Origin of the sequence: Metamycoplasma alkalescens (assembly GCF_900476125.1) — a bacterium.
GTDB lineage: Bacteria > Bacillota_I > Bacilli_A > Mycoplasmatales > Metamycoplasmataceae > Metamycoplasma > Metamycoplasma alkalescens.
Map to the genome: position 1 here is coordinate 750,377 of NZ_LS991949.1, position 17,249 is coordinate 767,625.

Here is a 17,249-nt window from a genome sequence, read left to right on the forward strand (position 1 = left end):
TTATCATTTTGGATGTGAAATAAAAATTTGATTATTGTATTCTGCAAATTCTTCTGGGAGATTTAAAAATTTAATTGAATATGAGTGTAGATAAAGTCTTTTTGCTTTTTTACCACCATATTTTGTATCGCCTAATATTGGCATTTTTAAATATTCTAATGTTGCTCTTATTTGATGTTTTTTTCCAGTAATAATTTGAGCATAACTTCGATTTCCTTCTTTATAAAAAATCGTTCTTGCTTTTGTGCCAAAATCTGGATTAACTTTCATTTTTTCATTTTTAATATCTTTTTCTAAACGCACAGTTACATCCAATTTATCTTGATTGAAATTTGCAACAAATTGATAAACTTTTTCAAAATATTTTTGGTATTCATCAAAAACAACTAATGTTTTATAGTTTTTGGCATAAACAACCAAACCACTTGTTTTTTTATCAATTCTTCCAATTGATGCGGGAACAAATGAAGATGTTTTTTTGAAATTTAAATATTTGTGAACTTGATCATCCAAACAATTTTCTTCCGAATGCATTGAAACATTGATTGCTTTATCAACAATTAATAGATTCTTGTCTTCATAAATAACTTTGAAATTAATATTTGCTAAATTTTTTTTGCTTGGTTTTGCAATTTCCGAAATTCCATATACAACAATCTCATCATCTAATTGCAATTTATATTGTTTATCATTTGTTCTAATCCCATTAACCTTAATATCTTTTTGTCGAAAAATTTTTTCAATTCGGGATTTTGGTACATTATCACATATGCGTAAAATATATTTATATAAAATCCGTCCAACATCATCTTTTTTTGCTCTAAATTTGTTCATTAAAATCCTCTTCATGTATAAAAATGCCATCATTATTTGTGTCACTTCTTTGTGAATCAAATAAATTAAATTCTTTATTTTCCATTCCATCTTCCACATTTGAATAACGTTCAAATTCTGGGAAAGGAGGTAGTTCTGCTAATGTCTTAATTTTGAAATAATCATAAAATTTATTTGTTATTCCATACAAAATTGGATTACCAGGAGTTTGAGCAACACCAACTTCCTCAATAATGCCTTTTTCTAATAAATTTGCAACAATTCCATCGCTAATTACACCCCGAATATTTGAAATAATTGAACGTGTAACTGGTTGTTTATAAGCAACAATACCAGCTACTTCAATTGAGGCGTTTGATAATTTTTGTTTTCTTGCAATTGTCAGTAAGTCTGTAATATGTTCCCTAGCTGCTTCAATTGTTAAAAATTTGTAAACATCATTAAATTCATAAACTTTAATCCCTCGGTCTAAATTATTAAAAAATGTTTTAAAATCACGCAACATTTTTCGACCTTCTTGAATTGTGTTAAGTTTAAAAACTTCTTTGATTTGGTCTGGAGTAATTCCATCACTTCCTTGAATAAACAATAAGGCTTCAATAATTTTATTATTCATACTTTGGTCCTTTTTTTATTTTGATAACTCCTTCATCTTCATATTGTTCAATAAAAACAATTTCTTGTCTTGCTAAATCAAGAATTGCTAATAAGGTGATAACAAAATGTCCCATTGATGGTACATTAAAAACCTCTTCAAAAAGAAGTTCATTTTTATTGAAAAATAAATGAATAATTCGCTCTTTTTGTTTTTCTGGACTAACTGCAACTGTTGAAATTGTAATATTTCTTACCATTTCAGAATATGTTCTTTCAAACATTTTTCTTAAGGTAACAACAAGTTTTGAACTACTTGAATATCCATCTAATACTGAATTATCAACTACTCTTTTGAAATCATCATGTTCTTCAGGTTCTTTTGAAAATAAATTTTGTCGACTATCTTCATTTTCTTTTAAAACAATTGCAATTTCTTTAAACTTTTCATATTCAGCAATTTGTTCTAATAGTCTTTTTTTCTCTTGCTTAATTTCTTCAACAACTTCTTCATCTTGTAAAAGCATTCTTGCTTTTAGTTGCAACAAGGTTGCTGCCATCACCAAATACTCAGAAGCAATATCGATTTCATAAAATTCAATTTTTTTAATAATTTCTAAATATTGTGTAGCTAATTCATATAAATCAACATCAAAAATACTGATATTTTTTTCTTTAATTAAACTAACTAAAAGATCAAGTGGACCATCAAAGTTTGAAAGTCTAAAAATATGTTTATCATCTAAATTTTTATAATTTTCATTATTGCTAAAATTATTTGAACTTGAATAAGTATTTTTATTTTCTAAATTATTTATCTCATCTAACATTAAAACCTAGTTTCTTTTTGAATAATCATTTTTTATTGTTTCTTTTGATGTAATAACTTGATCAACATAAGAACTTTGCACAATTCCTTGAATCCAAGAAGCAAAATCTCTTTTATCTAAAGTTTGAAATTGCTGTGGTTTGATCACTGGATGAAATATAACAGTTACTACTAATTTATTTGTTCGATTATCATCCAACGCATTGGCAGCATTATTAATTGTGACAGGAACAAGTGGAATGTAGGTTGATTGTGCTGTTAAAAAAACACCGGTATTGAAATTATGAATTTTACCATCCTTTGTGCGAGTCCCTTCTGGGAAAATCACACCACATGTTTGATTTTTTTTGACGTGCTGTCCAAATTCTTTTAAAATTGACAAGGCTTCTCTTGGTTTATTAGTATCTATATAAAATGTATCGATCAAATCAGCAATTTTCGCAATGGTTTTTTTCTTTTTTACTTCATTTCTTGCAACAAAGTTTGCTTGTCTTGATCGTTTTTGTCCATCGCCATGATTTCAAAGTGCAGAAATAATGATCAAGGGATCCAAATAAGTTGAGTGATTTGGTGTTAAAAAGCAAGGTCCACTTGGAATATTTTCAAACCCTTCAACTTTAAGTTCGATATTTAAATGCCTTAAAATATTTGAACCATGTTTTTGAACGAAAAAATGTCTTTCAGATGCTTTGTAATAATCTGGCATGCTTCGGTTTCTTCGTGCTTTTGCTTTAAGCACTAAAATGTTGTGAATTAATGGAAAAAAACGAAAAAATTTTCTTGTTTTTAATTTCATATTTAACTCCTTATTTTTTAAATGCAACAGCGACAACATAACCATCTTCATTTGTTGTTGCAAGCTGAAAATCTTCAAAAATATATTTCCCCTCATTGGTTTTTTCAATTAAAATTTTCTTAAAATCAAACAAAGAATTATCAATTTTATAAATGCACTCTTTTACTGCTCATCTTGTTGCTAAAAAAGTAGGTTTTTTTTGTTTTTCTAGCTGCCTATATTGCTCAATTTCAAGCGGATGAAGAAACTTCAATATTGCTTGATTTGAAACTCTTTTAAAACGCTTAATTTTTGTAAGATCAATTGAAATCATAACACCCCTAATGAAAGAATATTATTAATTATAAATTAATAACTAATATTAAATTATAAAATAAAAAAATGTGCAAGTCTCTTTGATTTGCACATTGTTTTTTAAATTTGAAAAAATTACTCATTTTTTATTTTATTTTTTTTATCTTTTGTACAAAACTCAGTAATTTCGATAATATCACTTAATTCACCAATAAAAGTAATTAAATCATTCTCTTTAATTTTAAAATCTCCACTTGGTAAAAATGTTTTTGTATCTCTTTGTACTAATGAAATTAACACATTGTATTCACTCCGAAAAGCTATTTCGCTAATGTTTTTATTAACAATATCTGGGTTTTTTATGCAAACAGTTGTACTCACAAATCCATCCCTTATTTCAGTAATATTTTCTGAAAATTTTGTCAATGAATTATTTGAAACTAAAATTGCAACTTTTTTACCCGCTTCTTCTTCTGGAGAAATAATTTGAGTCACACCAATTTGTCTTAAAACTCTTGCATGCCTTGAACTAAAAGCCCGAGCAATAATTGTTTTAACGCCTAATTCAGACAACGTTGCAACAATTTCAATATTATTTGGTGTTGCGACAATAACAACATCAAATTCATCAATCTTAAGTGCCTCTAAGGTTTTGCTATCAGCACAATCTCCAACATAAACACCATCAACTTCATCTTTAAATTGCAAAAGATTACGCTCATTGTTATCAACTAAAACAAGGCGAATATCACTTGCATTGCTTGAAAGTATTTTTTTTACAATAGCTTGGCCAAAACGACCAATTCCAATGATACAAATTTCTCTTGCTCTTTTAAAAAATCCCATATTTTTTATAACTCCTAAGCGTGTTCTAATTGATATATAAATGTTACCACAATATTTTTAGGATTATTTTTATCTATAAATTTGATCGTTTTTCACAAAATTTTAAGCGGCTCAAAATTATTTTTAGTAATCAAAATGTAGTAAAATTATTTAGTAAAAATTTAGTTAAATATTATAAATATAATATTTTTTGTATTTTTAATATTATAATTATTTGCTATAAAAATAAGATGTAAAAAATCCTAGGAAAAAATAATTTATTTTTAATGCTCTTAGGAAGGATATAACATATTAAAAATATATTTATGATTTATCTTTTAGTTTTCTTTACATTTCTTATTACTTGGAAACATTTTTTTAAACTAAATAATAAAAAATAAATATATAAATTTTTGTAAGATATCTGTCGTTAATGACACTTTGATCAATTTATTAGAATTTTTTAGTGAATCTAAAAAATTAATAATTTGATATCATTTTAAAATTTATTTGAAGTAAAAAATTTTATTTTTTTTAAATTAAACAATAATTAAAATACAAAATTTTTATCTAGCTTAAGCAATTAATTTTAATGAATAATGATATTTAACCTACATCAAAAAAAGATGTAAAAAAAATCAATTAGGAGGTTTTATTATGAAACCAAATAAGAAAATCAAAAAAATAAGCAATTTGCCGATGCTAATTCCGTTAGGACTTACAATTCCGCTTTTTTCAGCGGCTTGTGATGATAAATCAAATAATAAAAATAATAATGATCAAAATCAAAAAAATAATCAAAGCCAAAAGCCAATAAATGGTCAAGTTAATTATTTAGCAATTGGTGATGATTATGCAATTGGGCATAACAACACAGAAAATTCAAAAAATAATAACTGATTTAATAAAGAAAAAAATGAAGTTTATGGAGTTTCATATGCTTCATATTTAGCGAATGCGATTTTATTAGTTAATGATCAAAAAACAAACTTAGCAGCATATGAAAATTATGGAATTGCAAACTCAAAAATAGAAGATTGATTGTTTTTATTAAATAATGCGAAATATAGCAATCAAAAACAATCATTTGAACAAATACAGCAACTAAATAAAGATTTATCTTTAATCAATACTGATCTTACATCAGAAAAATTAGTTCAAGCAATTCAAAAAGCAAATTTATTAACAATTTCAATTGGATTTAATGATATTTTTAAAAAACATGAAATCCTAGGATTAATTTTTAATCAAGATGAAAAAATTCAAGAAAGAATTGAAGATTTTAAAAATAAAATTAATCAAAGAATTGATAACTTAAAAACTTATTATGCAAATCTGATTGATGAAATTAAACAAATCAACCAGGAAATTAATATTAGTTTAACTGGATTTTTATCACCACTTTTACATACAATTAATCTTCAAGGCAATAATGAATTAAATGAGGTTTTAAAAGTTGCAACAAAAAAATTAAATGACACAATTATTTCTGTTGCAGAGCAAAAAAATCTTAATTTTTATTCATTTGAAAATAAAGATTACATTTGACAAAATAATAGCAATTTTACAACTGATTTTTTAAGTATTTATCCAAACAAAAATGCCTATAAAAAACTAGGACAAGACATTTTTGCAAAAATGTCAATGACAAATGATGATTACAATAAATTGTTTAATAATCAAGAAAAATCAAATCATGTCAATGCTCTTGAATTTGAAAAACAAGCAACCACAGTCAAATCATTAATTTTTGGTATTAATGATTCAAAAACTGATTCATATAACAAAGAATATCCATTTGAAAAAAATCAAATTAATAAAGAAATCATCACATCTGAAAAACAAAATAGTTTGAATGAAGCATTATTAAAAGAATTAAAACTAAATTTAAATAATTCTAAAAATGACGAAATTAAAAACATTATTTCAAATCTCTTATCAATCTTAGGAATTACTAAAAAAGAAGTTTACCAAACCTTCTTAGATTTATGTGATTCTTTAATACAAAAGAATGAGATTGATTTATTAAAAACGTTTTTTAATAAAATTCTAGATTCAAAAATGACAAAAGATACACTAAATAAAGCTAACATTGCAATTCTAGAATTACTAGCCAAACAATCAGATACAAATACTTCATTTGCAAACATCAAAAAATTAATCAATGACCAATGACTAAAAAATAATAATTTTTATTTCTTAATCAAAGAAATTTTAGATAAAAAATATTTAGAAAATAAAGAAAATAAAGAATTCTTAGCAAATAATTTAGCAAACTTTATTAAGGCAATGTTTAAAGATGAAATATTGAATAAAATATTCCCTAGTTCATTAAAAAAACTTATTTTACAAAAAGTTTCAATTGAAAAACAACTTGATGCTGTAATGCAAAAAATTTCAATTAATCTTTTAGATCAAAAAAATCAAGAAAAATATTTCAAATTTGATAAATTTGAAGATTTTATTAAGGAAGTTTTAATTGATACAAAAGAAGAAATAATTGTTTTATTTGCAGAATCTATTAAACAAATTAAAAACAATAAAAATACTTTTGATAATACAATCAATGAAATTGGAAATGAATTAAAAAATGTATATCAAATTAAAAATGAACGAATTGATGCAATTAAATATTTCCTTTCGAATTTCATTGAAAACTTAGATTTTAATCAAAATAATAAAAATCAATTAAGTTATCAATTATTAGATCAATTTGCTAAAACAATTCTAACTAACCTCGACAAGAATGTAAAAATTAATCGAAAATTCTTTGAATCTTTAGCCCTAGATAATAAAAATGCAATAAATAAAAATAATAAATTATTCTTTGAATTAATTAGCCATATCCCAAATAAAACCGGGTTAGAAAAAGACAAATACAACAATGGAATGATTTATTTAGCTGCTTCTTTAGTAAAAATTGATAAATTCCTAGATCCAAAAGAAATTAGTGACCTAAATAAAAATAAAGATTCATTATTTGCATTTATAAAAAACTTATCTGAAGCAGAAGGAAAAGGATCATTAAATAAAGAAGGTAAAAGAAATCTTGAAGGTTTCATTTCTTTAGCAATTGATGATGGATTAGATAATGGTCTAATCAAATCTTTACTTGATAAATTTGGAAACTATGTTATTGTCTCACCATTAACAAATTACATCAAAAACAATAATTTAGAGGATGAAATATTAAAATTAAATCCTGAAAAAAATGTTAAAGAGGTAATAACAAACTGATTTAAAGGCATTTATGATTCAATTACAAATAAGGATGTTGTTGAAAAAATCAAAAAATTATCTTATGACATAATTTTTGATAATGGAAAAAAATATAATAAAGAAAATCCTGAAAAATTTATTGTTTCAATCTTAAAAAACATTGATAAAAATGGACTAACTGAAATTATTAATGAGCTTTTTAAACAACTAACAACAAATGAGAAAAACTTCTCATTAATAACAGATATTTTTGTAATAACATTAGATTCTAAATTAAAAATAAAACTAGACGTAAATGAAAAAAATGAAATTGCAAAAGATATTAATAATCTAATAAAAAATATTCCTGATTCTGAATTACTAAAAACAATAAAAAATGAAATTATTGAAATTATTAAATCAATTGAAAAAGAAAAAGTTAATAACTTTAGTGATCTACAAAAAGAATTAACTAATAAATTTTCAGCTTCAATTGGAAAAATTATTAATCAAAAAAATATTGGCCAACTATTCGATCTTTTATTAATTGAAAATAATAAAAACAAAGAAAATAATCAACCAAAAATTAATATTATTCTTAAATGAACAAAATTAATTTTATCTAAAATCAATAATTCAAATAAAGATCATATAAAAGAATTAATAAGCGAATTTTTATCTAATTCAACAATAAAAAGTTTTCTTGAAAAACAAATAAATAGAATTGAAGAAATAATATTAAAAGAAGACTCAAATGCTAAACAATTTGCAAAAAAAACAATTGAAAAAATTAACAAAATTATTTTTAATAATGATGAAAACAATTTTGTTGATTTATCTCTAGATTGAATATTAGGAATAAAAGAAGAAGAATTAAAAAATATAAATAATTGATCTGATTTCATTAGCAAAATTATTTCATCTAAGTCAAAAGAAATATCTTCTTCAATCAAACCAATCATTAAAGAATTAACAAATGATAGAGCATATCTAAAAGATTTATTTAGTTTTTCAATAAAAGCAGTTGGAAAAAAATACAAATTTAGTTATGAAGGAACTGAAATTGAAAACATTGCAAACTTCTTAGCAAGATCAATATCAAATTTGAATGATGATGGAACCTTATCAAATACAATTTCTGCCTTCTTAAAAAACTTAATTGAGAATATTTCAAGTAAAGAAATAAAAATCGAAGAAATCAAGGAAAATATTATTTCATCATTAAAACAAATTGATTATGAAAAACTTTTTACTGAAGATTTCTTTAAAAAAGCAGCATTAGCAGTTTTTGATAAAAGCGTTAAAAAAGATGAATTTGAAAAAGAATTACAATCTCTATACAACTTTCTTTCAGAAAATCTACCAAAACTAAAAAATAGTGCAGTAAGACGAAAAAGAAATACTTCTGAAAACAAAGAAAATAATAATTTTTTAAGAAAACTTGAATCAATAATTATTAACGCTCTTAAAGGATTGAATAGTTCGCTAAATAAAATAGATCATAAAGAAATAAGTGATTCAATAACAAACACTATTACAAAAATTATTAAAGATCAAATTGGAAAAGTAATTAAAAATATTGATTCAGAAATAGTTTCAAACAATAAACTTGAAAAAATTGTAAACATTGTAATTGAAAATAAATATTTTAATGAATTAATAAGTGATATTATTACAGACTTTTTAGCAGGCAAAAAAATTGAATCTAATAATATTGGTAGCATTATTAGTAAAATTTTGGAAAATGTATCAAGTAAGTTAAATAATGATATTGTAAATATTGTAAAAAAATTTACATTAGATGAAAAACTAATTAATGAATTAGTAACAGATTTAATAGAATTTTTAAGTTTAGAAAAAACAAATGAAGAAGATAAAGAATTTTTAGGAAAATTAATAAAAGAAATAATTAATTACCTAGCTGAAACTAATTATTTCAAAACAAAAATTATTAAAAGAACAACAGATTTTCTTGTTTCTTATAGCAAGGAATTCGACATTACTAAGCCATTTCAATGAATTGTTGATTTTAGCGAGAAAATAAAATCTGGTTTTACTAATAGTGATCTAGATATTTTAGGAGAGTTGATAGGAGATTCAAAACCAATTAATAGTGAAAATTTAATTAAAATAATTAATTTAGTTTTTGAAAAAAGTAATTTTGAAAATTCTATCCTTTATAAAATGTTAAGAAATATTAATATGAATCCTGAAATATCAAAAAGAACAAATATGGATACATTAAATGCTCAAACAAAAATAAGTAATATCTTTAACCGAAACGGTAATTCAAAACCTGATCAAACAGACCCAAATAACATAACACCAGGTCTTGACATTCTTAAATTGGCTGACGATATCTTTAGAATGCTTCATAATGAATATAAGAAAGTTGAAGAACTAAACTTTAAAGAAAAAATTGAAACAAATGAATGAAAAGCAGTTTACCGTCTGAAAGTAGCAATTGATTTTATTATTTTTGAAATATTTGGACGGGAAACACTAACGGACAAACGTGAAGATGTAAAATGATGACAATTTAATAAACTTAGTTTGTACACTGGTACAAGAGCGATACTTTGAGAAGTTCAAGAAGGAACAAACATAAGAGCTATACCATTTTTATCAAGCAAATTTTCAGGAATGCAAGCATACTTCAAAAAGCAAGATGACAGACGCCAATTTACAAATTATGCTATAAGCAATAAGGGAGGGTGAAAATATTTTGAAGAAGATAACTATGGTCCTGAATCAATTACATATATAATAACAAGCTCTGGTTATAGTCATGAGGAAAAAGATAAACTTAAACCAATTAATTTTCAAGTAGATGAACAAAATAAAGAAAAAATATCTAAAAAAGAATACGTTCTTTTAACCTTAAAAGAAGGTGGATATGCTAAATTTATGAAATTAAATAAGCGTAAATCAAAATCTACTTGGTCTGGGCTTGATAAAATAGAATTTGACAAATGATAGAGTGACTAACCTAGAAATAAATCTAATTCTAGGTTGGTTTTTTTATTATAAAAAATGTTTATTAAAATATTTTTTTAATTTCTTTCAGGATGCAAGCATAAAATTGCTTGAAATATTATTACAATAATATTCTTTCAATTTAATATATAATTAGTTTCCTATGAAAAATAAGATGAAAAATACCTGAGAAAATAATCATGCTTTGAAATTCTTAGGAAAAATCTTAACAATAAGACATATATTGATAATTTATATGTTGGTATTGTTTACGTTTATTTTTTCTTTCTTATTTTATTGAAATTCTTTTTACAAATCAAATAATAATAAAAATAACAATCTTAACCTTTTTGCAAAACAAGCTATTATTAGCAATGTTTTTGCATATTTTTTAGCTCCTTTGGTCAGTTTTAAATAATTCCTTAATTTAATATCTTATTAACAAGAATTTTATAAACGTCTTAACACATAAAAAAGAATGAAATTTTTAATTTTTTTAATTATTTAAAATTGATACATTTCAATTTTTTATTAAATGATTACGATTATATCTTTTGTGACTTAAGCAATTAAATTTATGAATAATGATATTCAAAAATGCATCATCAATGATGTAAAAAACAAATTAGGAGGTTTTATTATGAAACCAAATAAGAAAATCAAAAAAATAAGCAATTTGCCTATGCTAATTCCTTTAAGTCTTGTGATTCCGCTTTTTTCAGCAGCATGTAATAATAAAGCAAGCAATAAAAATATTGAAGATCAAATAAACAAGAATGATCACATCCAAAAATCAATCAGTGGTGAAATTAAATATTTAGCAATTGGAGATGATTATGCAATTGGGCATAATAACACTGAAAATGCAAAAAATGAAAATTTATTTGACAAGGAAAAAAATGAAGTTTATGGGATTTCATATGCTTCATATTTAGCAAATGCAATTTTGTTACTAAATGATGGTCAAACAACTTTAAATAAATATAATAATCTTGGAATTGCAAATTCAAAAATAACAGATTGATTATTTTTACTAAATAAAAATAAATATCAAAATCAAAAAGAAGCATTTGAACAAACACAACAACTAAATAAAGATTTAGGTCTAATCAATAATGACCTTAAATCAGAAAAATTAATTAATGCAATTGAGGAAACAAATTTATTAACAATCTCAATCGGATTTAATGATATTTTTAAAAAACATGAAATTTTAGGTTTGATTTTTAATCAAAATCAAAACACCAAAGAAAGAATTGAAAGTTTTAAAAATAAAATTAATCAACGAATTGAAAATTTAAAAAATAACTATTTTGCTTTAATTGATGAAATTAAACAAATCAATCCAGAAATTAATATTAGTTTAACTGGATTTTTATCACCACTCTTACACACAATTAATCTTCAAAGTAATGAAGGATTAAATGAAGTTTTTAAAAATACAACTAAGCAACTAAATGAAGCAATTCAATCAGTTGCAACGAAAAAAAATCTTAATTTTTATTCATTCTCTAATGAAGAATATCTTCTAAATAACAAAAATGATTTTACAACAGATTTTATAAGCATTTTGCCAAATAAAAATGCTTATAAAAAATTAGGTCAAGATATTTTTGCCAAAATGTCAATAAATAATTCTGAATATAATAAATTATTTGATAATCAAGAAAATTCAAAACATTTAAATACACTTGAATTTGAAAAAAAATCAACAACAATCAAATCATTAATTTTTGGTATTAATAACACAAAAACTGATTCATATAACAAAGAATATCCGTTTGAAAAAAATCAAATCAATAAAAAAATTATTGCGTCTGAAAAACAAAATAATTCAGTTGAAGAATTATTAAAAGAATTGAAATTGAATTTAAATGTAACTTCAGATAAAGAAATTAAAGACATTGTTTTAAATCTTTTAGGAATTTTGGGTGTTAACAAAAGTGATGTTTATCAAACTTTTTCAAATTTATGTGACTCCTTATTAGAAAAAAATCAAATTAATTTATTAAAAGCATTTTTTAATCAAATTTTAGAGTCAGATAATACAAAAGATACACTTAAAAAAGTTAATATTGCAATTTTAGAATTATTAGCAAAGCAAGCACATACAAATACTTCATTTGAAAATATTAAAAATTTGATTCATCATCAATGATCACAAAATAATAATTTTTATTTCTTGATAAAAGATCTTTTAGATAAAAAATATTTAGAAAAAGAAGAAAATAAAAAATTTTTAGAAACTAATTTACCAAGTTTTATTAAGGCAATGTTTAAAGATGAAATATTGAATAAAATATTTCCTAATCAATTAAAAAATCTTCTTTTAAATAAGGTTTCAATTGAAAAAGAATTTGATGTGATTACTAAAAAAATTTCAGTTATTCTTTTAAATGAAAATAAGCAAAAAGAATATTTTAAAAATTCTAATTTTGATAATTTCGTTAAAAATCTTTTCATTGACACAAAAGAAGAAATTATTGATTTATTTGCAGAAGCAATTAAACAAATTAAAAAAGATAAAAAAATTTTTACAAAAACAGTTAAAGAAATTACTGAAGAGCTAAAAAATGTTTATCAAATTAAAAATAAGGAACACATTGATGCAATTGAATATTTATTTCAGCATCTCATTGAAAGTTTAGATTTTAATAAAGATAAAAAAGACGATTTAAGTTATCAATTACTAGATTTATTAGCAAAAACAATCTTAAATAATTTAGATAACAATCAACAAATTAATAAGAAATTCTTTGAATCTTTAGCATTGGATAATAAAGATGGGATTAATAAAAACAATCACGTATTTTTTAAATTAGTTAGTTATACACCAAACCATATAAAAAACCTGGATCAGGAAAAATACAACAAAGGCATGGTTTATTTAGGAGCTTCTTTAGTAAAAATTGATAAATTCCTCGATCCAAAAGAAATAAATAACTTAAATAAAAATAAAGATTCATTATTTACTTTTATAAAAAACTTATCAGAGGCAGAAACAAATGAATTGCTAAATGACCAGGGTAAAAAAAATATTCAAGACTTTATTTCTTTAATAATTGATGATGGATTAAATAATGGTTTAATTAAATCAATGCTTAATAAATTAGGTAATTATTTAGTAGTTTCTCCTTTGATTAATTACATAAAAAGTAATAATTTGGAAACAAAAATACTTGAATTAAATTCTGAATTCAATAGTATTGAACAACTAATAAGCACCTGATTTAAAAGTATTTATGAAACAATTACAAATGAAAATGTTGTCAATAAGATAAAAAAACTATTTTATAACTTAATTTTTGACAAAGAAAATAAATATAACAAAGAAAGTCCGGAAAAATTCATTCTTTCAATATTAGAAAATATTGATCAAAATGGATTGGCTGATGTTGTGAAAGAACTTTTTAATCAATTAGCAAAAAATGATAAAAACTTTACACTATTGGCTGATATTTTTGTAATAACAATAAATTCAAAATTAAAAATTAAATTGGATGAGAATGATAAAAAAGAAATTTCAAAAGATCTTAAAAAGGTAATAGAAAATGTTCCTAATTCTCAATTACTAAAAAATTTTCAAGATGAAATTATTAAATTAATTAAATCAATTGACAAGAAAAAAATTAATAATTTCAATGATCTTTCAAAAGAATTAAATGCTAAATTATCAAATTCATTTTCGGAGATTATTAATCAAAAAAATCTTGGTCAACTTTTTGAACTTCTTTTAGTTGATAATAAAAATAGTAAAGAAAATAATTCCCAAAAAATCAATATTATTTTTAAATGAACTAAACAAATTTTAGAAAAAATTGAAAAATCAAATAAAAAAGATATAAAAGAATTACTAAACAAACTTTTATTCAATTCACCAATTAAAAACTTTATTGAAAAACAATTATATTCAATTCAAAATTTAATTTTGAAAGAAGATTCAAGTGCAACTGAATTTGCAAAGAAAACAGTTGAAAAAATTAAGAAAATTATCTTTGATAAAAATAATGATAATGTTATAAATTCAATTTTAGATTGAATTTTGGAAATTAAACAAACTGAATTAAAAGAAATTGATAATTGAAATGGTTTATTTAAAAAAATTCTTGCTTCAAACTCAGAAAAAATATCTTCTTTGATTAAGCCAATTATTAGTGAACTAATAGATAACAAAGATTATTTAAAGCAATTAATTGCCTTTTCATTGAAAACTATTGGTAAAAAATATCAATTTGATTCAACAGATAATGAAATTGAAAATATTGCGAATTTTGTTGCAAGAACAATGTACAATCTAAACAAAAATTCTGATTTAATAAGTTCAATTTCTAACTTCCTAAAACAATTAATTGATAATATTTCAAAAAATGAAATAAAAATTGAAGAAATTAAAAATAATATTTTTTCAGCATTAAAACAAGTTAAATATGAAGAAATATTTACTGAGGAATTTTTTAAAAAAGCATCCTTAGCAGCATTTGATAAAAATGTCAATAAAGAAGAATTAAAAAATCAATTAAATTCAATATATAGCTATTTCTCAAGAAATATATCAAAATTAAAGACTAAAAGAAGAAAAAGAGATACTAACCAAGAAAATAAAGAATTAATAGAGCGATTTAAAAAGATATTTAAAAATTTAATAAAAGGTTTCAATGGTTCTCTAAACAAAAATGAGCATCAAGAAATAAAAGAATCAATCACTAATACAGTTACGCAAATTATTAATACCCAAATTGAAGATGCAATCAAAAACATTGATTCAAAAATAGTTGCAAATGATAAGTTAAAGAAACTTATAAATTCAATAATTAAAAATAATTACTTTAAAGATTTAATAAATGAGATTATTAGTGAGTTTTTTGTTGGGGAAAAAATAGTAGCAGACGATATTGGAAATATTATTCATACAATATTGGAAAAAGTCTCAAATAAATTAAATGAAAGCATTGTTAAAACTATTAAAAAATTCACATCTGACAAGAATTTAATGAATGAATTGGTAGAACATTTAATAAATCTTTTAAATTTAGAACACACAACTAGTGAAGATAAAAAATTCCTAAGTGAATTACTAGAAAAAATAATTAATCACTTAATTGAAACTGAATATTTTAAAACAAAAGTTGTGAAAAGAACAACAAATCACATCGTTGAACATAGTAAGGAATTTGACATTTCTAATCCACTAGAATGATTATTTAAAGCCTTCAACAAAATTAAATCAGGTTTTGGAAATGGTGATTTAAACATATTAGGAGATTTAATAGGAGATGAAAAACCTATTAATGGGGAAAGCCTTGTAAAACTTATTAATCTTATTTTTGGAAAAAGTAATTTTGAAAATTCAATCTTATATAGAATGCTAAGAAATGTTAATATGAATTCAATAAGTTCAGAAAGAACAAATATAAAAACATTGAATGATCAAACAAAAATAAGTAATATATTTAATCGTGGAAATAATTCAAATCAAGATAGTTCAGATCCAGATAATATAACGCCAAGTATTGACGTTCTTAAATTGGCTGATAGTATTTTTAAAATGCTTTATGAACAATATAAGCAAGTTGAAAGTAAACCATTTAAGGATAAAATCCAAACTGAGCAATGAAAAGCTGTTTATCGTTTAAAAGTAGTTATTGATTTTATTCTTTTTGAAATGTTTGGTCGCGAAACACTTGTTAAAGATCGTGATGCAGCAAAAGGAATAGAGTTTTCAACATTAAGTTTATACACTGGTGTTAGATCAATATTATGGGAAATTCAAGAGGGTACTAATTTAAAAGCTATTCCATTTATATCAAGTAAATTTACTGGAATGCAAGCATATTTTAAAAAAGAAAGTGACCGTCGTCAATTTACTAATTATGCAATTAGTGAAAGTGGATGATTCATTAAAAAATGAACATATTTTGATGAAAAAAACTACGGACCCGAATCAATTACTTACATCATAACTAGTTCAGGTTATAATGAAAAAGAGAAAGACAAGTTAACACAAATTAATTTTCAAACTAATGAAAAAGATACCAAAAAAAGAATTTCTAAAAAAGAATACATTCTTCTAACGCTAAAAGAAGGTGGATATGGTAAATTTATGAAATTGAATAATAAAAAATCTATATCTACTTGATCTGGTTTAGATAAAATCAATGAAAATGAATATTCTTAATAAAATAAATGTCAATCACAAGAAAGTTGATTTCTTGTGATTTTTTTTATTAATTTTTAATATAAAAAAAATCAATTTACTAATAGTAAACTTAAGATTTCTTTGAATCTAATATTATATTATTAATATAATATTTTTCAATTTCATATATAATTATTTGGAAAAAAAGTAAGATGGAAAAATTCTAAGAAAATAATTAACTTTTAAACTTCTTAGAAAAGATTCGAACAATATGATATATATTTATAATTTATATTCTAGTTTTGTTTAAATGTAATTATTTTTTTATTACTTTATTGAAATATTTTTTATAAACTAATAATATAAAAACTAAAAATATCAATTTTTAAAGTGCATTTTTTGAATGCCACTTGAATGTATATTTTCTAGTGCCTTTGGATAGTCTAAAAATTAATAATTTAAGATTTTTAAATATATAAAAATTAAGAAATAATAATATTTTTTACAAAAAAGGCTTAACATGGGCTATTTAAACTAGGAATTTAATAAGAAGTAACAATTTATTTTAATAAATGAATGAAATTATTTTTTGTTTCTAATAAATAATCTAATTAATCTAAATTTACCTAAATTTAATTAGGTTTTTTTAAACACAACAATAAAGATCTGAAAAATTAATTCTATGAATTTTTAGAGAAAAATTTAAATGATTATAAAGTAATTTATTTGCAATAAAAACTTTTATTTTCATTATTAAAATTTCATAT

8 protein-coding genes are annotated in these 17,249 nt (G+C 22.6%); 2 read left to right on the plus strand and 6 right to left on the minus strand.

The features are described from left to right. From D2845_RS06835 to D2845_RS03215, 6 genes are all read right to left on the minus strand, one after another. Complete coding sequence (locus tag D2845_RS06835) at positions 1 to 834, minus strand: RluA family pseudouridine synthase (RefSeq protein WP_110858421.1); 834 nt, start codon at positions 832 to 834, stop codon at positions 1 to 3. Further along, the gene (scpB, locus tag D2845_RS03195) at positions 821 to 1,450 is read right to left on the minus strand and encodes an SMC-Scp complex subunit ScpB (protein ID WP_002881912.1); all 630 of its coding nucleotides are present in this window, start codon (positions 1,448 to 1,450) and stop codon (positions 821 to 823) included. Before scpB ends, D2845_RS06835 begins: the two co-directional genes overlap by 14 nt. Then, the gene (locus D2845_RS03200; RefSeq protein WP_110858420.1) at positions 1,443 to 2,258 is read right to left on the minus strand and encodes a segregation/condensation protein A; all 816 of its coding nucleotides are present in this window, start codon (positions 2,256 to 2,258) and stop codon (positions 1,443 to 1,445) included. Before D2845_RS03200 ends, scpB begins: the two co-directional genes overlap by 8 nt. A 6-nt stretch (positions 2,259 to 2,264) precedes the next feature. Then, positions 2,265 to 3,053 (minus strand): lysophospholipid acyltransferase family protein, encoded by a 789-nt coding sequence (locus tag D2845_RS03205; RefSeq protein ID WP_002881910.1) that lies wholly within the window; start codon positions 3,051 to 3,053, stop codon positions 2,265 to 2,267. Between the two features lie 10 nt (positions 3,054 to 3,063). After that, positions 3,064 to 3,366 carry a 4'-phosphopantetheinyl transferase superfamily protein gene (locus D2845_RS06840; protein WP_002881907.1) on the minus strand — a complete coding sequence of 101 codons (303 nt, stop codon included), beginning with the start codon at positions 3,364 to 3,366 and terminating at the stop codon, positions 3,064 to 3,066. A 116-nt stretch (positions 3,367 to 3,482) separates the two neighbouring features. Then, positions 3,483 to 4,193, minus strand: a complete 711-nt coding sequence (locus D2845_RS03215; protein ID WP_110858419.1) for a potassium channel family protein — start codon at positions 4,191 to 4,193, stop codon at positions 3,483 to 3,485. Between the two features lie 636 nt (positions 4,194 to 4,829). On the opposite strand from D2845_RS03215, the gene D2845_RS06845 reads away from it, so the two are divergent. Together D2845_RS06845 and D2845_RS06850 are read left to right on the plus strand one after the other, a co-directional pair. Then, entirely contained in the window at positions 4,830 to 10,349 is a 5,520-nt protein-coding gene (locus D2845_RS06845) for a ligand-binding sensor domain-containing protein (RefSeq protein WP_110858418.1), read from the plus strand. A gap of 637 nt (positions 10,350 to 10,986) precedes the next feature. Beyond that, entirely contained in the window at positions 10,987 to 16,521 is a 5,535-nt protein-coding gene (locus D2845_RS06850; protein ID WP_110858425.1) for a hypothetical protein, read from the plus strand. Positions 16,522 to 17,249: the final 728 nt, after the last annotated feature.